The organism is Williamsia deligens, assembly GCF_024171765.1.
Classification (GTDB): Bacteria; Actinomycetota; Actinomycetes; order Mycobacteriales; family Mycobacteriaceae; genus Williamsia_A; species Williamsia_A deligens.
This window is the reverse complement of the sequence record NZ_JAMTCI010000001.1, coordinates 146507-165976: the sequence shown is the minus strand read 5'-3', so window position 1 is coordinate 165976 and position 19470 is coordinate 146507. Positions and strand designations below refer to the sequence as shown.

At 69.7% G+C, this 19470-nt stretch carries 15 protein-coding genes and 1 tRNA gene; 7 read left to right on the top strand and 9 right to left on the bottom strand.

Features of this window, described 5'->3' with window-relative positions; genetic code table 11:
• The first annotated feature begins 68 nt into the window (after positions 1 to 68).
• On the top strand, positions 69 to 4592 hold the full coding sequence (locus LX14_RS00800) for an EAL domain-containing protein (RefSeq protein ID WP_253645392.1): 4524 nt from the start codon (positions 69 to 71) through the stop codon (positions 4590 to 4592).
• A gap of 39 nt (positions 4593 to 4631) precedes the next feature.
• Positions 4632 to 4703 (top strand) — tRNA-Gln (locus LX14_RS00795).
• Positions 4704 to 4787: 84 nt separating this feature from the next.
• On the opposite strand, the gene LX14_RS00790 is transcribed toward LX14_RS00795, so the two are convergent.
• A complete protein-coding gene (locus LX14_RS00790) occupies positions 4788 to 5201 on the bottom strand; it encodes a nuclear transport factor 2 family protein (RefSeq protein WP_253645391.1) in 414 nt (137 codons plus the stop codon).
• A 70-nt stretch (positions 5202 to 5271) separates the two neighbouring features.
• Here LX14_RS00790 and LX14_RS00785 point away from each other — a divergent pair, with 70 nt between their 5' ends.
• Positions 5272 to 5928, top strand: coding sequence for a TetR/AcrR family transcriptional regulator (locus LX14_RS00785; RefSeq protein WP_253645390.1), 657 nt, complete (start codon positions 5272 to 5274; stop codon positions 5926 to 5928).
• 2 nt (positions 5929 to 5930) lie between these two features.
• Here the strand turns inward: LX14_RS00785 and LX14_RS00780 are convergent, their stop codons facing one another.
• The 4 genes from LX14_RS00780 to LX14_RS00765 all read right to left on the bottom strand — a co-directional run bounded on the left by LX14_RS00780 (position 5931) and on the right by LX14_RS00765 (position 8825).
• Positions 5931 to 6716, bottom strand: a complete 786-nt coding sequence (locus LX14_RS00780) for a dioxygenase family protein (protein WP_253645389.1) — start codon at positions 6714 to 6716, stop codon at positions 5931 to 5933.
• A 62-nt stretch (positions 6717 to 6778) separates the two neighbouring features.
• A complete protein-coding gene (locus LX14_RS00775) occupies positions 6779 to 7294 on the bottom strand; it encodes a GNAT family N-acetyltransferase (RefSeq protein WP_253645388.1) in 516 nt (171 codons plus the stop codon).
• The gene (locus LX14_RS00770) at positions 7291 to 8181 is read right to left on the bottom strand and encodes an SDR family NAD(P)-dependent oxidoreductase (RefSeq protein WP_253645387.1); all 891 of its coding nucleotides are present in this window, start codon (positions 8179 to 8181) and stop codon (positions 7291 to 7293) included. Before LX14_RS00770 ends, LX14_RS00775 begins: the two co-directional genes overlap by 4 nt.
• A gap of 32 nt (positions 8182 to 8213) precedes the next feature.
• Positions 8214 to 8825, bottom strand: a complete 612-nt coding sequence (locus LX14_RS00765) for a pyridoxamine 5'-phosphate oxidase family protein (RefSeq protein WP_253647833.1) — start codon at positions 8823 to 8825, stop codon at positions 8214 to 8216.
• Between the two features lie 69 nt (positions 8826 to 8894).
• Here LX14_RS00765 and mfd point away from each other — a divergent pair, with 69 nt between their 5' ends.
• Together mfd and LX14_RS00755 are read left to right on the top strand one after the other, a co-directional pair.
• Positions 8895 to 12563 carry a transcription-repair coupling factor gene (gene mfd / locus LX14_RS00760; RefSeq protein WP_372505225.1) on the top strand — a complete coding sequence of 1223 codons (3669 nt, stop codon included), beginning with the start codon at positions 8895 to 8897 and terminating at the stop codon, positions 12561 to 12563.
• Positions 12560 to 13237, top strand: a complete 678-nt coding sequence (locus tag LX14_RS00755; RefSeq protein ID WP_372505224.1) for a nucleoside triphosphate pyrophosphohydrolase — start codon at positions 12560 to 12562, stop codon at positions 13235 to 13237. Before mfd ends, LX14_RS00755 begins: the two co-directional genes overlap by 4 nt.
• Before the next feature lie 18 nt (positions 13238 to 13255).
• Here the strand turns inward: LX14_RS00755 and LX14_RS00750 are convergent, their stop codons facing one another.
• The 4 genes from LX14_RS00750 to efeU are packed head-to-tail and all read right to left on the bottom strand — an operon-like array spanning position 13256 to position 17072.
• On the bottom strand, positions 13256 to 13678 hold the full coding sequence (locus tag LX14_RS00750; protein ID WP_253645385.1) for a hypothetical protein: 423 nt from the start codon (positions 13676 to 13678) through the stop codon (positions 13256 to 13258).
• A 27-nt stretch (positions 13679 to 13705) separates the two neighbouring features.
• Positions 13706 to 14977: an iron uptake transporter deferrochelatase/peroxidase subunit gene (gene efeB / locus LX14_RS00745; protein WP_253645384.1), complete on the bottom strand. Its 1272-nt coding sequence runs from the start codon at positions 14975 to 14977 to the stop codon at positions 13706 to 13708.
• On the bottom strand, positions 14974 to 16185 hold the full coding sequence (gene efeO / locus LX14_RS00740) for an iron uptake system protein EfeO (RefSeq protein WP_372505223.1): 1212 nt from the start codon (positions 16183 to 16185) through the stop codon (positions 14974 to 14976). The genes efeB and efeO overlap by 4 nt, the downstream gene beginning before the upstream one ends.
• A gap of 29 nt (positions 16186 to 16214) precedes the next feature.
• Entirely contained in the window at positions 16215 to 17072 is an 858-nt protein-coding gene (gene efeU / locus LX14_RS00735; RefSeq protein WP_253645383.1) for an iron uptake transporter permease EfeU, read from the bottom strand.
• A gap of 250 nt (positions 17073 to 17322) precedes the next feature.
• On the opposite strand from efeU, the gene LX14_RS00730 reads away from it, so the two are divergent.
• Together LX14_RS00730 and eno are read left to right on the top strand one after the other, a co-directional pair.
• Positions 17323 to 18024 (top strand): lytic transglycosylase domain-containing protein, encoded by a 702-nt coding sequence (locus LX14_RS00730; RefSeq protein WP_253647831.1) that lies wholly within the window; start codon positions 17323 to 17325, stop codon positions 18022 to 18024.
• A 152-nt stretch (positions 18025 to 18176) separates the two neighbouring features.
• A complete protein-coding gene (gene eno / locus LX14_RS00725) occupies positions 18177 to 19463 on the top strand; it encodes a phosphopyruvate hydratase (protein WP_253645382.1) in 1287 nt (428 codons plus the stop codon).
• The last annotated feature ends 7 nt before the right edge of the window (positions 19464 to 19470 follow it).

Here is a 19470-nt window from a genome sequence, read left to right as displayed (position 1 = left end):
GGCCGAAGGGGTCTCGGACGGCCGTTCCGGGGTTTACGCTTCCATGACCTAGGGGAACGGCGGTCAACATGTCGACCGAGGAGCAGGGGGACAGCGGCGCCCGCATGCCGAGGGTCGTCGCGGTGGGGAGCTCCGCCGGCGGAATCGTGGCGTTGAGTGGTCTGTTCGCCGACGCGTCGATCGGCGATGGCCTGTGCTACGTGGTGGCTCAGCACATCTCGCCGTCCGACAAGAGTGTGCTGCCCGAGATCCTCGACAAGGTGACCGACCTGCAGGTCGTCGCGGCGACCGACGGAGCGGCACTTGTTGCCGACGTCGTGTTCGTCGCGACGCCGGGCACCGACGTCTCGGTGCACGGCGTTCAGCTTCGCGTCACCGCCAGCGCCGAGGGTCATCGCCTCGCGCCGAGCATCGACGTCCTGTTCGAGTCCGTCGCGGAGTCCCTGGGCGCCGAAGCGATCGCGATACTGCTGTCCGGCTCGGGTGACGACGGGGCCGGAGGCGTCGAGAGCGTGGAACGCGCCGGCGGGATGGTCGTCGCGCAGGATCCGACGACGGCGGCGTTCCCGGAGATGCCTGGTGCCGGGATCGCAACGGGGGCCGTCGATCTGGTCCTCTTCGTCGAGGACATGATCGCCGGGGTCCTGCACGTGCTGGGTCGGCGGTCCGACGCCGGTCCCGACACCGTCGCGCCGTCTGCCGCCGGCCTGGACGAGATCACCGTGAACGGTGTCGTCGCGAAGCTCCTCGACCGGACCGGGGTCGACTTCTCCGGGTACAAGCGGTCGACACTCCTCCGGCAGATCCAACGGCGGCAACGCCTCTCGGGCCTCTCGGTCGATGCGTACCTCGCGAGCATCGCCGACGACCCGACCGAGGCGCGCGCCCTGAGCGCGAACATCCTCGTCGGTGTCACCTCGTTCTTCCGTGATCCGTCGGTGTGGATCACGGTCGGCGAACACCTCGCCACCGTCGTTGACGCGTTGCCCGACGACGAGCAACTGCGCATCTGGGTGCCCGGGTGTGCGACGGGCGAAGAGGCGTACACGATCACGATGATCGCGGCCCAGGTGCTGACGGAGCACGGCCGGGAGGTACGCACGACGTTGAAGGTGTTCGGCACCGACCTCAACGAGGAGGCGCTCACGGTGGCGCGGCGCGGACGGTATCCCGATGCCGTCGTCGCGTCGGTCCCCGATCACCTGCGCACGGCGTGGATGAAGCGTCATGGCCCGGACTGGGAGATCGTCCCCGTGCTCCGCGAGTGTCTGGTCATCGCCTGGCACAACGTGGTCCACGATCCACCGTTCCCCCGGCTGTCGCTGATCTCGTTGCGCAACACCATGATCTACTTCCAGAACCACCTGCAGGAGCGGGTCCTGTCCTTGTGTCAGTTCGCGCTGGTGCCCGATGGGCTGCTCGTGCTGGGCCAGTCGGAGCGGATCCCGCACGTGAACCGACTGTTCACCACCGTCGACGCGGTCGGTCGCGTCTATCGCCGGACGGCGATTCCCCGGCAGGTGACCCTGCCGACCGGGTCCTACCTGCCGTCGACGGGTCCGTCCGCGGCCGTCGCCGCCGTCCGGGGTGTCGAACCCCCCACGACGCTGTTCCGCCGGCTACTGGCCACCCTGGTCCCGCCCTCACTCGTCCTCGACGGGGCCGAGGCGGTCGTGGAGGTCGTCGGGGATGTCTCGCCGTGGTGTTCCGTGGGGCCCGGACAACACACCGGGCACGTCAGCGACCTCATCCGGGAGCGATATCGCATCGTGGTCCGCACGATGCTGAGCCAGCTGCGGTTCAGCGCTCCGGGTTCGCTCGCCCGGACGATGTATCGGCCGGGGGCGGATCCGGTCGAGATCACTGCCACCCGCCTGGTCGGTGAGGGAGGCGGGACGGTCGTCTCGTTCCGAGCACGCACCGATCGGGGCGCGCCGCAGCCGCCCGACGTCGACGACCCCGCAGTCCTGTCCGCCACGCAGACGGCGCTGACCGACGAGCTGCGGGCGACCCAGGACGCACTGCAGTCGACGATCGGCGATCTGACCGCCTCGAACGAGGACCTGCAGGCACTGAACGAGGAGTTGCAGGCCTCGGCAGAGGAACTCCAGGCGACCACGGAGGAGGCGCAGGCCTCCAACGAGGAACTCGAGGCCACCAACGAGGAGCTCTCCACGCTCAACGCAGAGGTCGGGCTGCGCAGCGACGAGGTGCAGCGGCTCAACGTCGACCTGCAGAACATCCAGTCGTCACTCACCAGCGGGCTGGTCATCGTCGACCGGCAGTTCCGCGTGACCCGCTACACCCCGCTCTCCGTGCGCCTGTTCTCCCTCATCGACGAGGACATCGGACGGTCCCTGACCGCTGTCCCGACCACCATCCCCGTACCGGGCCTCGCCGACGATCTCGAGGCGTCGGCGGCACACCGCGAGACCCGTCTGCGCGAACTGTCGAACGACCGTCGCGATCTGCTCATGCAGGTTCAGCCCTACATCGGGTCGGACGACGACGTGCACGGCGCCATCGTCACCGTCACCGATGTCGCCGACATCGCAGCGGAGAGGCGGGCCCGTGAGGCGGCGATGCACAATCTCGACGCCGTCATCGGTTCCGTCCGGGAGATGGTGTGGCAGCGCACAGCGGACGGCACGCTGACCCTCGTCACCCCCCAGGTCGAGGAGATGTACGGGGTGGGTCGCGAGTCGGTCCTCGCAGAGCCCGGGCTGTTGCTCGCGACCGTCCACCCCGACGACCGGGAACGTGTCCGCGCGACGTGGGCCTCGGCCGAGCCGCGATGGCAGATCGACTATCGCGTGGTCCGGCCCGACGGCAGTGTCCGCGGGATCAGCGAGTCGGCCCGACGGATGTCCCCTGACGGCGACGGCCCGGAACGTGTCAACGGCAGCTCCCGGGATGTCACCGAGACCTGGGAGCTGGCGCGGCGTGCTGCACACAGTTCGGCCGTCCTCGAGGCCGTCTCGCAGTCCGAGGAGATGGGGATCGTCGTCCTGGGTGCCGACGGGCGGGTGGTGAGCGCGAACGCCGGCGTCGAGGGGATCCTCGGGCATGCGGCGGATTCCCTTGTCGGCAGCCCGTTCTCGCTCCTGCTCGAGTCGGTGGCCGCCCAGGACCCCACGGGTGGCGCCGATCTGCTGGACGAGGACGTGCAGGTCGTCGTCGTCGACGGGCAAGCCCGATGGATCACGATCGACATGCACGCTGTGGGTGACCTCGAGCCGGGTGCCGATACGCCACGGACGGTTGCGCTGATCCGGGACATGACAGCGCTTCGGGAGAGTGTGGCGCGCCTCGCCCATCACCAGCAGTTCGACCCACAGACCGGGTTGCTGACCCGCAACTATCTCCGGACGCGGGCCGACGAGATGATGGCGAATGCCACCCGGGGGATCGCGCTGCTGTGGATCGACCTCGACGGATTCAAGCTCGTCAACGATCGGTTCGGCCACCGCGCGGGCGATATCGTGCTCTCCACCGTGGCATCCCGACTGCACCGGTCGGCACGTCACGAGGACGTCGTCGGTCGGCTCGGCGGCGACGAGTTCGCGATGCTGGTGTCCCGGATCGACGACATCGACGGACTCGACGCCCTCGCCCGCCGCATCCTGGCGGCCATCCGTGAGCCGATCCCGATGCAGGACTCTCTGGTGTACGTGTCGGCGTCGGTCGGGATCGCGGTGCATCCACAGGACGGGTCGACCGCCGGCGAACTGCTGCACAACGCCGACACGGCGATGTACGTGGCCAAGCAACGGGGCCGTGACCGTCACGCCTACTTCACCGCGGCGATGAACGAGGCCGCCGACGAGCGGGCCGAGATGCGCCAGAAGCTGGGTGCGGCGCTCATCTCGAACGAGTTCGTCATGCACTACCAGCCTGTGGTGGACGTCCGCGACGGGACTGTCGCGATGGTCGAGGCGCTGGTGCGGTGGCGCCGCGACGACGGCGAGCTCATGACGGCCGCCGATTTCATCGGCTACGCGACGGAGACGGGTCAGATGCGGGCGCTGGGCCGCACGGTCCTGACGCTCGTCGACGAGGGCATCACGGAGCTGCAGTCCGCCCTGGGGGTGGATCGTCCGAGAGTTGCCGTGAACCTCTCGGCGGCGGAGCTCGACGAGCGGGACATCGTCGACTGGCTCATGGTGTGGGCACCCGCAGGCGGTATCGAACGGATCGTCGTGGAGGTGGTGGAGTCGACCCTGCTCGACCCGGCGAGTCGGGCGATGGACAACCTGGGGGTGTTGCGCCGGCTCGGCGCGATCGTGAGCATCGACGACTTCGGCACCGGCTACTCCAACCTCGAGCTGCTGGACCGTCTCGAACCGGGCGTGATGAAGGTCGACCGCTCCCTGGTTCGCCGCGCGCGCGAGGACGAGCGCGGTCGCAAGATCCTGCGCGCCGCGATCGAGGTGGCGAAAGCCCTCGACGCACAGGTCGTGCTCGAAGGGGTGGAGGACGAGGCCATGGCCCAGCTGGCCGTCGACCTCGATGCCGACCTGGTCCAGGGCTTCCACGTCGCTCGCCCGATGCCGATCGACGAGCTGATCGACTGGATCCGTGCTCGCGCCTGACCCGTGGCACAATCTCGAGCGGCGGGTCCGGCCCGCCGTTCCCCCATGGTGTAATCGGCAACACTTCTGATTTTGGTTCAGGCATTCCAGGTTCGAGTCCTGGTGGGGGAGCACAGTTCCGGAACTTTCTGCCCACTCGGCGCTCGTTTTGTGCCCGCTCGGCGTGAATTGTCTGCCCGCTCGGCGGGTGGCGGGTCAGTGCATGAAGCACTTCTCCTCGACGCGGCCGGTGATGCGCCAGCGGCCGTCGACGCGGCGGTAGGTGTCGTGGTACCAGACGCCGACGGTGAGCACCGTGGCGTCGTCGCCGGCGAAGACCATCGGGTTGAAGCACATCACGGTGCCGGTCGCGTCGTCGCCGTCGATCGAGAGGTCGATGTTGGCGTTGAGGTGGTAGTACGCGGCGAACAGGGCGAGGTTCTCGCGCAGCCACGGGACGATCTCGGCCGGTGTCCCGACAGCACCGCCGACCGCGGAGTAGTCGATGTGCGCGTCCGCGGTGAACAGCTCGTGGAGGTCGTCGAAGCGGCGGCGGTCGACGGCGGTCGCGTAGTCGGTCAGCAGTTGCTGGAGTTCGAGTCGGTCGGAGATCTGCTGCACACTGAGCATGGAGTCACCGTAGTGGGCCGGGACCGGACTGGGAGAACATGTTCTTTTCTCACCCTGAGCTGGAGGAACGATGGCCGTGAACCGACCCGCCGACGCGGAGCGTGAGGTCCGCGCCGCGCCGCGCGCCCGCATGACCGGTGCCCAACGGCGCCTGCAGCTGATCGAGGTCGCGCGCGGGCTGTTCGCCGAACGCGGCTACGAGGGGACGTCGGTCGAGGAGATCGCCCAGCGGGCCGCGGTGTCCAAGCCTGTCGTCTACGAGCACTTCGGCGGCAAGGAGTCGCTGTACGCGGTCATCATCGACCGCGAGATGGAGACCCTCCTCGAGCGCGTCACGTCGTCGCTGACCAACAACCGGTCCCGCTTCCGCGTCGAACAGGTGGCCCTCGCGCTGCTCACCTACATGGAGGAGCGCACCGACGGGTTCCGCATCCTGGTCCACGGATCACCGGCGACGGGCGGCGCACCGAAGTACTCGAGCCTCCTCAACGACGCGATCAGCCAGGTCGAACACCTCCTGGCCGAGGACTTCGAGCGGCGTGGGTTCGACGCGTCGCTCGCCCCGCTCTACGCGCAGGCGCTCGTCGGGATGGTGTCGGTGACCGCCCAGTGGTGGCTCGACGTGCGCGAGCCGTCCAAGGAGGTCGTCGCCGCGCATCTGGTGAACCTGTGCTGGAACGGGCTGACCCACCTCGAGGTGGATCCCCGCATCGACGAGGCCCCCTGACCTCAGCGCAGCGTGATGCTCCTCTTCGACAGGCCCATCCAGAACCCGTCGATGACCTGGTCGGGGATCTGACCCGGATCGTCGGAGGCACCGAGCGCGACGAACAGCGGCGCGAAGTGTTCGACGGTGGGGTGCGCGTACGGCATCCCCGGTGCGCGCGTGCGGAAGTCGACAAGAGCGTCGACGTCGGCCGCGGCGAGTCGTTCCGACGCCCACGCGTCGAACTCCCGTGACCACCCCGGCGGGGTCGCGTCGGGTGTCGGGTCGGTCAGATACGGCAGTCCATGGGTGGTGAAGCCGGACCCGAGGACGAGCACACCCTCGTCGCGCAGCTCGTGCAGTCGCCGCCCGAGGTCGATGAGCGTCACGGGGTCCAGCGTGGGCAGTGACACCTGCACCACCGGGATCCGCGCCTCGGGGTACATCACGGTCAGCGGGATGAACGCGCCGTGGTCGAGGCGGCGGTCGGGGTCATGTCGGACCGCGAGCGGGTCGGGCATCATCGCCTCGATCCGGCGGGCGAGCTCGGTGGCGCCGGGTGCGTCGTAGCGGATCCGGTAGAAGCGCTCGTCGAATCCCCAGAAGTCGTAGGTCAGCGGGGTCGCCGCGTCCGTCGAGCCGATCGTCAGCGGAGCCGACTCCCAGTGTGCGGACAGCACCAGGATCGCCGTCGGTTCGGGCAGGTCACCGGCCAGTTCCGCGAGTTCGCGCACCCACCGGCGGTCGTCGAGGAGCGGCGGTGCCCCGTGACTGATGAAGAGAGCAGGGGGTCGCGTGACGGTGACCATGCTCCTCCAAACGGACCGCGGTCCGTCTTTGTTCCCGCGGCCGGGGGACGCGGGCGTCGGGCTCAGGTGCCCGGCACCTCGTATTGCAGCACGGCGCAGTCGATCCAGCGGTCGAACTTCCACCCGATGCGCCGCAGGGTGCCGGTCCGCTCGAAGCCGAAGCGTTCGTGCAGGCGGATCGACGCGTCGGACTCGATCACGGAGATCACCGCGACGACCCGGCGCACGGTGGCGGGGTCGAGGTCGGTCAGCAGTGCGCGCAGCAGGGCAGACCCGAGTCCACGGCCGGTCGCCTCCGGGCGCAGGTAGATGCTGTCCTCGGTGGTCCAGTCGTAGGCGGTCTTGGTGCGGAAGTCACCGAGGTAGGCGTAGCCGAGCACCGTGCCGGGGTCGTCGGTGTCGGCTGCGACGAGGAAGGGGCGACCCCGGCCGGTGATCGCCGTCAGGCGCGAGCGCCACTCGTCGACCGACGGGGAGGTGTAGTCGAAGGTGATGACGGTCGTCTCGACGTAGTGGGTGTAGATCTGTGCGATCTGCTCGACGTCGTCGAGGTGGGCGGGCCGGATCTCGATGCTCACAGCGTGACGTCCGATCGGGTCGCGTCGGCGGCGGCCTCCCACAGGCGGCCCGCGAGTCGCAGGTCGCCGGCCGCGGCGGATCGCCCGACGAGGGTGGGGGCGCCCCGCACCCCGCCGCGACCGCCCGGGCCGACAAAGGCTCCGGGTGGCACCGGCATCACCGACGCGTAGATCTCGCAGTCGGCAGCCCGCTCCGGGGTGTTGGCGATGCGCGACGCGGCCCAGATGACACCGTGGTTCACGCTCTGCAAGGGTGTGAGGCTGGTGATCTCGGTGGCCGCGACCCCCGGATGACACAGCACCGCGGCGGCGGACGAGCCCGCGGCGCGCAGACGCCGGTCGAGCTCCAGGGCCCACAGAGCGTTCGCCAGTTTGGAGTCGGCGTATCCGCGCTTGCGGCTCCACCGTCGCGACCGGTAGTGCAGGTCGTCGGGATCGACGACGCCGAGGCGGTGGACGAGCGAGGTGACCACGACGACCCGGTCACGGACCCGGGGGAGCACCTCGTTGGTCAGCAGGAACGGCCCGAGCAGATTGGTCGCCATCGCGGACTCGAACCCGTCGGCGGTGTACTCGTGACGCGCCGGGATGATGCCGGCGTTGTGCAGCAGCACGTCGACGTCGTCGAGGGAGTCCGCGAAACGGAGCACCGAGTCCCGGTCGGCGAGATCGAGTGCCGCGCCGGAGACCGCGCCGTGGGTCTCGGCGGCGACGGTCGCGGCCACCGACCGCGCCGCATCACCGGACCGGCCGGTCATGACGACTCGGGCGCCCGCGGCGGCCGCCGCGTGTGCGGTCGCCAGACCGATACCGCGTGTGCCGCCGGTGACGACGAGCGTGCGGCCGTCGAGGCGGGGCATGCGGGCCGCCGTCCAGGTCGAGATCATGGCCGAACGATATAGGTGCTCCCGCGGGGAGCTCAGTACAGGAGGCGGCGGTAGTTGTCGTCGCGGTAGTGCTCGCGCAACTCCTCGAGGTCGGCCCCGCTGACCCGGTGTGCGATCTCCGCGGCACTCGGCAGGGCTTCGGGACGCCACGTCTCGTGCTTCCACAGATCCGACCGCATGAACGCCTTGGAGCAGTGGAAGAAGACCTCGTCGACGTCGATCTCGACGGCGAGCACGGGGCGGCGTCCCCGCACGGCCATCGCGTCGAAGTACTCCGCGTCGGAGACGATCCGGGCGCGCCCGTTGATCCGGAGGGTGTCGCCGCGACCGGGGACGAGGAACAGCGTCCCGACGTGCGGGTCCGACAGCATGTTGCGGTAGCCGTCGACGCGACGGTTCCCCGGACGCTCGGGGATCGCGATCCGGGTGTCGTCCAGGATCTGCACGAACCCCGGCGGGTCACCCTTGGGCGAGACGTCGACACGGCCCGCGGAGTCGACCGTGGACAGGACGACGAACGGCGAGTGGGCCACCCAGTCGCGGTGGACGTCGGACAGGCGGGACCGCACCTTGGTGGCGGCGCGCTCGTTGGGGAGGCCGATGACGGCCTCGAGCTGCGCGACCGTGGTGATCGAGTGGTCCATGGGGCCCGTGTCCGGCATGTGGTCATCGTCGCACCGCCGGTGTCGGGACGGCGACCGCATTTCCCTAAGATGGCGAGAGTGCCATCCACTCTGGCCGTGGGTTCCCCGCTCGCCGGTCTCACCGACATCGCCTGTTCCGATCCCGCCATCGCGCAGATCCGCGACAGGCTGGGCCGTCCGCAGCTCGACATCGTCGCCCCGGACGCCGCGCGTCCCTTCCTGATCGCTGCGGCCGCGTCCGACGACGCCCGGCCCGCGCCGGTCCTCGTCGTGTCGGCGAACGGACGTGAAGCCGAGGACCTCACCGCCGAACTGCGCGCGATGCTCGGTGAGAGCGTCGTCGACTTCCCGTCTTGGGAGACCCTCCCGCACGAGCGGTTGTCGCCGAGTGCCGACACCGTCGGGCGACGCCTGCAGGTGCTCTATCGCCTCGCGCATCCCGAGGACGAGTCCTACGGGCCGCCGGTGCGCGTGGTGGTCACCACGGTGCGGTCGCTGATCCAGCCCATGGCGCCCGACGCGGGCACCATCGAGCCGATCGTGCTGCGGGAGGGCGCCGAGTTCGACTTCGACGAGCTCCTCGGTCGACTGGTCGAACTGGCGTACCTGCGCGTCGACATGGTCGGCAAGCGTGGGGAGTTCGCCGTCCGCGGCGGCATCCTCGACGTGTTCCCGTCCACCGCGGATCACCCTGTGCGCGTCGAGTTCTGGGGTGACGAGATCACCGAGCAGCGTGCCTTCGCGGTGGCCGACCAGCGCAGTCAGCCCGAGGTCGACGCATCGCTGGTCCACGTCCATCCCTGCCGGGAACTGCTCCTCACCGACGCCGTGCGCGACAAGGCCGCCGCACTGGGCGCTCGTGAGTCCGGGGACCGCGCCACCGCCGAGATGTTCGCCAAGCTCGCCGAGGGCATCCCGGTGGAGGGGATGGAAGCCCTCATCCCGGCACTCGTCGACGGTCGGATGCGCCTGCTCGCCGAGGTGATGCCTGCGGCGACGCACGTAGTCGTCCTCGATCCGGAGAAGGTGCGCACCCGTGCCGCGGGCCTCTCCGCGACCGGTCGCGAGTTCCTCGAGGCGTCGTGGACGGCCGCCTCCACCGGCGGTGACGCACCGCTCGACTCCTCCTCGGCGGGGTCGTCGCTCGGCGACATCGATCTGCAGGCCAGCTCGTACCGACCCCTCGACGAGGTGCGGGACATCGCGATCGAGGGCGATCGCCCCTGGTGGACCGTGACCCCGCTGGCCACGGGCCCCGACACCGACGAGAACACCGTCGTCGTCGACGTCACCCCGGGCCCGGCGCCGCGGGGGTCCGAGGACGAGGTGGCCACCACGTTCGCCTCCCTCCGCGCGCATGTCAGCACCGGCGGTCGCGCGGCGATCGTCGTGCAGGGCAAAGGGACAGCGCAGCGGTACCGCGAGCGACTGGCCGAGGCTGAGGTGCCCGCCGTCATCGCCGACGAGGGCGACGCACCGGCGGAGGGTGTCGTCTCGGTGTTGTGCGGACCGCTGCGTCACGGGATCGTCTGCGCGGGAGCCCAGCTCGTCGTGGTGTCCGAGGCCGACCTCACCGGCACACGGGTGGCCACCGCGGGCGACGGCAAGCGCATGCCGGCGAAACGCCGCAACACCGTCGACCCGTTGGCGCTGACCGCCGGGGACCTCGTCGTCCACGACCAGCACGGCATCGGCAAGTTCGTCGAGATGATAGAACGCACCATCGGCGGTGCACGCCGCGAGTACCTGGTGCTCGAGTACGCCGCGTCCAAGCGGGGGCATCCCGGCGACCGGTTGTTCGTGCCCATGGACTCCCTCGACCAGCTGTCGCGGTACGTCGGCGGTGAGCAGCCGTCGCTGTCGAAGCTGGGTGGGTCGGACTGGCAGAACACCAAGCGCAAGGCGCGCAAGGCGGTTCGTGAGATCGCCGGCGAACTCGTCGCCCTCTACGCGGCCCGGCATGCCGCGCCCGGTCACGCGTTCGCCCCGGACACCCCGTGGCAGGCGGAGATGGAGGACGCGTTCGGGTTCACCGAGACCATCGATCAGATGACGGTGATCGGTGAGGTGAAGTCCGACATGGAGAAGGCGGTCCCGATGGACCGCGTCATCGTCGGCGACGTGGGCTACGGCAAGACCGAGATCGCCGTGCGTGCCGCGTTCAAGGCGGTGCAGGACGGCAAGCAGGTGGCCGTGCTGGTCCCGACGACCATTCTCGCCCAACAGCATCTGCAGACGTTCACCGAGCGCATGTCCGGCTTCCCGGTCCGCATCCGTGGCCTGTCGCGGTTCACCGACGCCAAGGAGTCCCGCGAGATCATCGACGAGATGGCCGAGGGCAGTGTGGACATCGTCGTGGGCACACACCGCCTCCTGCAGACCGCCGTCCGGTGGAAGGACCTCGGACTGGTCATCGTCGACGAGGAACAGCGCTTCGGTGTGGAGCACAAGGAACACATCAAGTCGCTGCGCACGCACGTCGACGTGCTGACGATGTCCGCGACGCCGATCCCGCGCACCCTGGAGATGTCGATGGCGGGCATCCGCGAGATGTCGACCATCCTCACCCCGCCGGAGGAGCGACACCCGGTGCTGACCTATGTCGGTGCCTTCCAACCGAAGCAGGTCGCCGCGGCCATCCGGCGCGAACTCCTCCGGGACGGCCAGGTGTTCTACGTCCACAACCGCGTCAGCTCCATCGACCGCACCGCGAAGATGGTCGCGGACATGGTCCCCGAGGCACGGGTGGTCGTCGCGCACGGTCAGATGGGCGAGGACCAGCTCGAACGGACCGTCGCCGGGTTCTGGAACCGCGAGTACGACGTCCTGGTGTGCACCACGATCATCGAGACCGGTCTGGACATCTCCAACGCCAACACCCTCATCGTCGACCGCGCGGAGGCGCTGGGACTGTCGCAGCTGCACCAGTTGCGCGGACGTGTCGGGCGCAGTCGCGAGCGGGGATACGCATACCTGCTCTACAGCGGCGAGAAGCCGCTGACCGAGACCGCCTACGACCGGCTCGCGACGATCGCGCAGAACAACGAGCTCGGCGCCGGTATGGCGGTGGCGCTCAAGGACCTCGAGCTCCGTGGTGCCGGCAACGTGCTCGGTGCCGAGCAGTCGGGCCACGTCGCCGGTGTCGGGTTCGACCTGTACGTGCGCCTGGTCGGGGAGGCCGTCGAGGCCTACCGCGCGGCCGCCGACGGACAGCCCATCACGTCCGAGGAGTCGAAGGAGGTCCGCATCGACCTCCCCGTCGACGCGCACATCCCGGCCGACTACGTCGACTCCGACCGGCTGCGCCTCGAGGCGTACCGCAAGCTCGCCGCGGCCACCACCGACGACGACGTCCGCGCCGTCGTCGACGAGATGCTGGACCGCTACGGGCCTCTGCCCGAGGAGGTCTCGCGTCTGGTGTCCGTGGCGAAGCTGCGGATCCTGGCCCGCGAGCTGGGGATCACCGAGGTCGGCATGGCGGGCACCGGGGTCAAGATCGCGCCGGTGGACCTGCTCGACAGCCAGCAGATCCGGGTCAAGCGCGTGTTCCAGGGATCGACCTACCGGGCCACCACCTCGGTGCTGACCGTCCCGGTGCCGCGCACCTCCGGACTGGGCAGTGCCCGGGTACGCGACGTCGAGCTGATCCAGTTCGTCGCCGACGTGATGTCGGTGGTGAGCGGCAACGATCCGGGCTCGCGCGACATGCGCGGCCCCGTGGTCACCGAGGCGTCGTGACCGGGCCAGGTCGTCGTCCGGGGGAGGCGCTCCTCGACGCCGTGGACCTCATGGACCGACTACGGCGGGTGGGGCCGTGGGAGGCGACGCAGACGCACGAGTCGCTGCGCAGGTACCTGCTGGAGGAGACCTACGAACTCCTCGACGCGATCGACTCGGGTTCCCCGGACGACGTCCGCGAGGAGTTGTCGGACCTGTTGCTGCAGGTGCTGTTCCACGCGCGGATCGCTGCCGACAGCGACGGTCACCCCTTCGACATCGACGACGTCGCACGCACGTTCACGGAGAAGATCTCGGCGCGGTCGGCGGGTGTGCTGGCGGGTGAGACCGACCTCGCGACGCAGATCGCGCAGTGGGAACAGAACAAGGCCGCCGAGAAGCGTCGTGAGTCCGTCCTGGACGGCGTGCCCACGGCGCAGCCGTCACTGGCGTTGACGCAGAAGGTGATCGAGCGGCTCGACGCGGTCGGGTTCCCCCGCGACCTGATCCCCGAATCCCTGCTGACGGTGCACCTCGCCGCGGATCTCGCGGCCGACGGCGAGGCGAGTGTCGAGGATCGTCAGCGTGCCCGCGTCGTCGAGTTCATGACGAGTGTCCGGGCGGCGGAGTCGGGTCTGCGCGCGGCCGGGACCACGTCGCCCGACGCCGAGGACTGGCGTCGCGAGTTCCGCTGACCGTACGTAGGAGCCTGATCACTCGTCCGTCGCGGGCGGGTCGTGGCGCAGGATGTCGTCGGCGGGGAGCCACAACGGGACCTCGGTGAGCCGTTCGGTCCAGGCCGGGTGGGCCGGCCGGATCCACACCTGGGTGTCGTCGAGCTGGGTGAGCACCACCCGACGCCAGCGCCAGTCGGGTTGTGGCCGTGTGAGATCGGCGTCGCGGGTGATGGGTGTGGGGATGCACGCCCAGCAGCGGTCGTCCAGGGATGCGAGCCCCCGCTCGACGAGGAGGTCGTGCGCCTGCTCGTACTCGAGGTCCCGGCCGACGATCTGCCCGACCGGGTTCACGGCGTCGACGCGGTCGTCGTCGGGGTGGTCGGTGACCGTCCACCCGACGATCTCGCCGTCGGAGGGCCGTCGCACCGGGAGCCGACTGCGCCACCGATGGAGATCCACACCTCCAACCTACCGACCAGGCGTGGGTCAGGACTCGAAGAGGCGTTGGCCCCACCACTCACCCGAACCGAGGCCGGGTGGGCAGGCGAACAGCGCACTGCCGTTGTGGGTGAGGTACTCCATCATCGCGTCCTTGCTCGCCAACGCCCGCTGCATCGGCACGAACTGGGCGCCGGGGTCCCGGCAGTAGGCGATGAAGAACAGTCCCGCGTCGAGGTGGCCGAAGCCGTCGGAGCCGTCGGTGAAGTTGTAGCCCCGCCGCAGGATCTGCACCCCACCGAGGTTGTCGGGGTGGGCGAGTCGCACATGGGCGTTGCGGGGGATGGTCGGACCGTCGGACGTCGCGACGGCGAAGTCCGGGGTGTCGCTCTCGTTCGTCATGCCCAGCGGGGCGCCCACGCCCTTGGTCCGCCCGACGATCGCCTCCTGCTCGAAGAGGTTCGCGCGATCCCACGGCTCGATGTCCATGCGGATGCGACGGGCGACGAGGTAGGAACCTCCCGCCATCCACGCGGCCTTGCCGGGGACGTCGGCCGGGTCGACCCAGACCCATCGGTCGAGCACGTCGGTCTGGTCCGCGCGGATGTTCGCGGTCCCGTCCTTGAACCCGAACATGTTCCGCGGGGTCTGCTGGTTCGACGTGGTGCTCGACGTCCGGCCGAAACCGAGTTGCGACCACCGCACGCTGACGACACCGAAGCCCATCCGGGCGAGGTTGCGGATCGCGTGGACCGCGACCTGGGGATCGTCGGCGCACGCCTGGACACAGATGTCACCGTGGCTGCGTGCGGGCTCGATCGCGTCCTTGGCGAACGCCGGGAGATCGACCAGCGCGGCGGGTCGGTGCGCTCCGATGCCGAACCGGTCGGGGCGGGTCGGGTCCGACGCGCTCGGACCGAACAGGCCGGGACCGAAGCCGATGGTCAGCGTGAGCGACGACGCGTGCAGACCGAGTGCCTCGCCGGTGTCGGCCGGGGGCATGTACTCGCCGTGGTCGACGGCACCGCCCTCGACGGTCTCCTCACCTCGCGTCATGCGTTCGGCCGCGGCGGTCCACCGCTTCAGCATGTCGACCAGCTCGTCCCGCGAGTCGGTGATGACGTCGAAGGACGCGAAGTGCAGGCGGTCCTGTGCGGCGGTGATGATGCCGGCCTGACGCTCGCCCCGGAAGGGGACGATCCCGGGGGCGGCGTACTCGTCGACGGTGTTGCGTCCCACCGCGACTCCCGCCGCTGCTGCGGCGACCACACCTGCGCCGGCGCCGCCGAGCAACGCCCGGCGCGAGAACCTGCCGTTCACTGCTGCAGGACCAGCCCCGGCACCTGGCTCAGCGACTGCGACAGGGCGTCGATCTGGTCGGAGAGTGCCTTGCGCTTGTCCTCGGGGACGGTGTCGTAGGAGACGTAGCCGTCGCCGGCGCGGAACGCGTTGATGTCGTTGCGGATCGTCTGGAACTGGGCGGTGATCTTGTCCATCAACGCCGGGTTCTTCGCCGAGATCACCGGCTGCAGATCGGCGATCAGCGTCTCCGAGCCGTCGATGTTCGCGGCGAAGTCGAACAGGTCGGTGTGGGAGTAGCGGTCCTCTTCACCGCCGACCTTGGTCGCGGCGATCTCGTCGACCAGGGCCTGTGGGCCCTTCACGAACGACTGTGTCTCGAAGGTGAAGTCGGGCTTGGCGACCTCGGTGACGAGGCGACCCACGTCGGTGTTCAGCTGTGCGGCGACCTTGTCGATCTCGGGCTTGGTGTCGGTCTTCTGCGCGTTCGCGAGGTCCGCGGCGGCGACGTCGCTGCCCTGTGCTCCGACGTCGGACTGCTTCGGCGGCCAGAGGAAACGCTCGAGGCGGTGGAAACCGGTGAACGGCTCGGAGCCGTCGGCGGTGTCGTCCCAGCGCATGTCGATCGCGGGGTCGAGGTCGGGGAACGACTCGGCGACGGGCTCGATGCGCTCGTAGAACGTGCGGGTGAGGCCGAACTGGGCGCGGGCGGCGTCGAGGTCGCCGGCGACGATCGCGTCGGTGAACGACTTCGTCTGCGCCTGGAGTCCGCTGAGCTGCCCGCGGACGTAGGTCAGGTAGGTCTGCTTGGCGGTCTCGACGCTCGCGGGCGCCTGCTGCCGCTCCTTCTTCTCGCCGGAGACGGTGAGGTCCTTGCGGATGCCGTCGCCGACCATGCCCGGCTTGCACGCGACCTGGTAGGTGGCGGGGTCGACGATCTCGACGGTCAGCTTGCCGGTGAGGCCGGGTCCGATGTTCTCGACCTCGCCGAGCACGCGGTTGTTGTTGCCGTACACGTAGAACTCGGTGACCTTGTCGCCGTTGTTGGTCACCGCGAAGTCGACGGTTCCGGTCTGGGCGTCGGACCGACCGAGGTCGCAGGACGAGTCCGTCGACGTCACGGCGATCGCGCCGTCGGAACTCGACGATTTCGCCGTGCAGCCGGCGGTCGCCGCGACCACGACGATGGCGGCGCAGGCTGTGGTCGCGCGCAGGACGGTTCGGGTCACCGGTGGTGCCTTTCTGGAGGTCGGCGCGCTCACGCGGCCGCGGCCTGGGTGGACGCGTCGGTCGTCTGTCGACGCGGCGCGGAGGTGGGACGGAAGAACAGGGTCATCACGACGGCGAGGTAGGCGCACCACGCGATCACCTGCAGCAGTGTGGGATCGGGCCGGAAGTTGAAGATGCCGCCGAGGAGGGTCCCGTACCAGGACGACTGGTCGTAGACCGAGGAGATGTCGAACGCGCGTGTGCCGAGACCGGGGAGCCATCCGACGGTCTGCACGGCGCGGATGCCGTAGGCGAGGATGCCCGCGGCGACCACCACGAGGAACGCGCCGGTCCAGGTGAAGAACTTCTGCAGGTCGATCCGCACGGTCCCCTGGTAGAGGCCGATGGTGAGGACGACCGCGACGACGACGCCGACGAGGAGACCGACGAGCGGCCAGCTGCTGCCGGAGGTGTTCTCGGCGTACCCGACCATCAGCAGCGCCGTCTCGATGCCCTCGCGTCCGACGGCGAGGAACGCCAGCAGGAGCACGGCGGGCGCGCCGACCTCGAGCGCCCTGCCCATGCCCGCCTTGAGGTCGGTCGAGATGTGGGCGGCCGCGCGGCGCATCCAGAGCACCATCCCGGTGACGATGACGACCGCGACCAGCGATGCGACACCCGCGACGGCCTCGGCGGCGAGCCCGGAGATGGTCGACGTTCCGTAGTGGATGCCCGCGAACACCGCGAGCACCATGACGACCGCGGCGGCGACGCCCAACCACACCCAGCGGAGCGCGTCACGCCGGTCGGACTTGACGAGGAAGGCGACGAGGATCATGACGACGATCCCGGTCTCGAGTCCTTCCCGTACGCCGATCAGTCCGCTTCCCAGCAGCTGTGAGGTCACCGATGGACTGCCCACTCCTCGGGTCCCCTTCCGGCACGGTCGCCCGGCGGGGCGACGGTGATGCTGGCTATAGCTTAGGCTGGGCAACCTTCGGTTAGGCTGCCCTCAGCGGACAATACTCCCGACGGCGTGGGAACGATAATCGCGACCGGAGAGTTGAGAGCCTGTACCCGTGACCGGTGGGTGCGGGAGGAGTGGGTGGATGTCGGGCTCGGGCCGGCGCGGTACGCGCTGGGCGGTGGTGCTGCTGATGGCGGTGATCGCGACGACGACGTCCGCCTGCATCGATCTGCCGGGGCGACCGTCGGTCGACATCCCCGAGGGTCTGCCGCCGGGGCCCGGTGCCGCGGTGCCCTACCTCGACGTCAACGCGCCGGGTCGGACCGCCGATCGGCTCGAGGCCTGGGCCCGCCCGATCGCCGCCTCGACCGGCATCCCGCTCATCGCGATGGAGTCCTACGGCAACGCGGCGGAGATCCAGCGCCAGCAGCACCCCGAGTGCGGCATCGCCTGGACGACCCTGGCGGGTGTGGCCGGGGTGGAGAGCAAGCACGGCACATACCGCGGCGCGAGGATCGCCCCCGACGGTGAGGTCAGCCCGCCCATCCGCGGCGTCAAGCTCGACGGGACCGCCGGCAACCTCACCATCGCCGACACCGACGGCGGCGCGATGGACGGCGACGCCGAACACGATCGGGCCATGGGGCCGTTCCAGTTCATCCCGGAGACGTGGAAGCGCTACGGCGTCGACGCGAACGGTGACGGAGTCGCCGACCCGGACAACATCGACGACGCCGCGCTCTCCGCCGCCCGCTACCTTTGCGTCTCGGGCGGGGACCTCACGACGCCGGAGGGGTGGCAGAAGGCCGTGCGCGTCTACAACAACTCACGCAAATACGTGCTCGACGTGCGCGATCAAGCGAACGCGTACTCGGTGAACGTCGCCTTCTGACCGTCCGACTCGGGGCCGTCTGTGCCGGTGTCCGGTGTCCCGGGCGAGTCAGACCGGGTGCGGGCGGTGTCACGCACTAGTCTTCGACACGACGATCCCGGGGCTCCTCTGTGACCCACCGGGCGGCTGCGCAGAACGAAAGGCTCAACAACGTGGCGATCATCGAGCAGGTCGGGGCCCGCGAGATCCTCGACTCCCGGGGCAATCCGACCGTGGAGGTCGAGGTCGCCCTCGAGGACGGCACCTTCACCCGGGCGGCGGTCCCGTCGGGGGCATCCACCGGCGAGCACGAGGCCGTGGAGTTGCGCGACGGCGGCGACCGGTACGGCGGCAAGGGTGTCACCAAGGCGGTCGAGGCGGTCCTGGGTGACATCGCCCCCGCGGTGATCGGCATCGAGGCCGACGACCAGCGCGTCGTCGACCAGGCCCTGCTCGATCTGGACGGCACCGCCGACAAGTCCCGCCTGGGCGCGAACGCCCTGCTGGGCGTCTCGCTCGCGATCGCCAAGGGTGCCGCGGAGTCCGCGGGCCTGCCGCTGTTCCGCTACATCGGCGGCCCGAACGCGCACATCCTCCCGGTGCCGATGATGAACATCATCAACGGTGGCGCCCACGCCGACAGCGGCGTCGACGTCCAGGAGTTCATGATCGCCCCCGTCGGCGCGCCGACCTTCAAGGAGGCGCTGCGCTGGGGTGCCGAGGTCTACCACTCGCTGAAGTCGGTGCTGAAGGCCCAGGGGCTGTCCACCGGTCTCGGTGACGAGGGCGGCTTCGCGCCCGACCTCGCCGGCACCCGCGCCGCGCTGGACCTCATCCTCGAGGCCATCTCCGGTGTCGGCCTCACCCCCGGTCGCGACGTCGCGCTCGCCCTCGATGTGGCGGCGACCGAGTTCTACACCGCCGGAACGGGCTACGCGTTCGAGAAGGAGACCAAGACGGCGGAGGAGATGTCGGCGTTCTACGGCGAGCTCGTCGACGCCTACCCGCTGGTCTCGATCGAGGACCCGCTCGACGAGAACGACTGGGACGGCTGGGTCGCCCTGACCGACTCCATCGGCGACAAGGTGCAGCTCGTCGGCGACGACCTCTTCGTCACCAACCCCGAGCGCCTCGAGCAGGGCATCAACCGCGGGGCGGCCAACGCCCTGCTGGTGAAGGTCAACCAGATCGGCACGCTCACCGAGACGTTGGACGCCGTCGCGCTGGCCCACAACAGCGGGTACAAGACGATGATGAGCCACCGCTCGGGCGAGACCGAGGACACCACCATCGCCGACCTCGCGGTCGCGTGCAGCTGCGGCCAGATCAAGACCGGTGCCCCGGCGCGCAGCGAGCGCGTCGCCAAGTACAACCAGCTCCTGCGCATCGAGGAGCAGCTCGGCGACGCCGCCCGTTACGCGGGCGATCTCGCGTTCCCGCGCTTCTCGTTCGAGGGCTGAGGACACG

What these genes read in the sequence shown, in the direction of transcription:
- LX14_RS00780 (WP_253645389.1), bottom strand. Translation starts at nt 6,716, where the DNA reads ATGGTCACCGTCACGCGACCCCCTGCTCTCTTCATCAGTCACGGGGCA.
- LX14_RS00730 (WP_253647831.1), top strand. Translation starts at nt 17,323, where the DNA reads ATGGCGGTGATCGCGACGACGACGTCCGCCTGCATCGATCTGCCGGGG.
- LX14_RS00800 (WP_253645392.1), top strand. Translation starts at nt 69, where the DNA reads ATGTCGACCGAGGAGCAGGGGGACAGCGGCGCCCGCATGCCGAGGGTC.
- mfd (WP_372505225.1), top strand. Translation starts at nt 8,895, where the DNA reads ATGGCGAGAGTGCCATCCACTCTGGCCGTGGGTTCCCCGCTCGCCGGT.
- LX14_RS00790 (WP_253645391.1), bottom strand. Translation starts at nt 5,201, where the DNA reads ATGCTCAGTGTGCAGCAGATCTCCGACCGACTCGAACTCCAGCAACTG.
- LX14_RS00785 (WP_253645390.1), top strand. Translation starts at nt 5,272, where the DNA reads ATGGCCGTGAACCGACCCGCCGACGCGGAGCGTGAGGTCCGCGCCGCG.
- LX14_RS00765 (WP_253647833.1), bottom strand. Translation starts at nt 8,825, where the DNA reads ATGGACCACTCGATCACCACGGTCGCGCAGCTCGAGGCCGTCATCGGC.
- LX14_RS00770 (WP_253645387.1), bottom strand. Translation starts at nt 8,181, where the DNA reads ATGATCTCGACCTGGACGGCGGCCCGCATGCCCCGCCTCGACGGCCGC.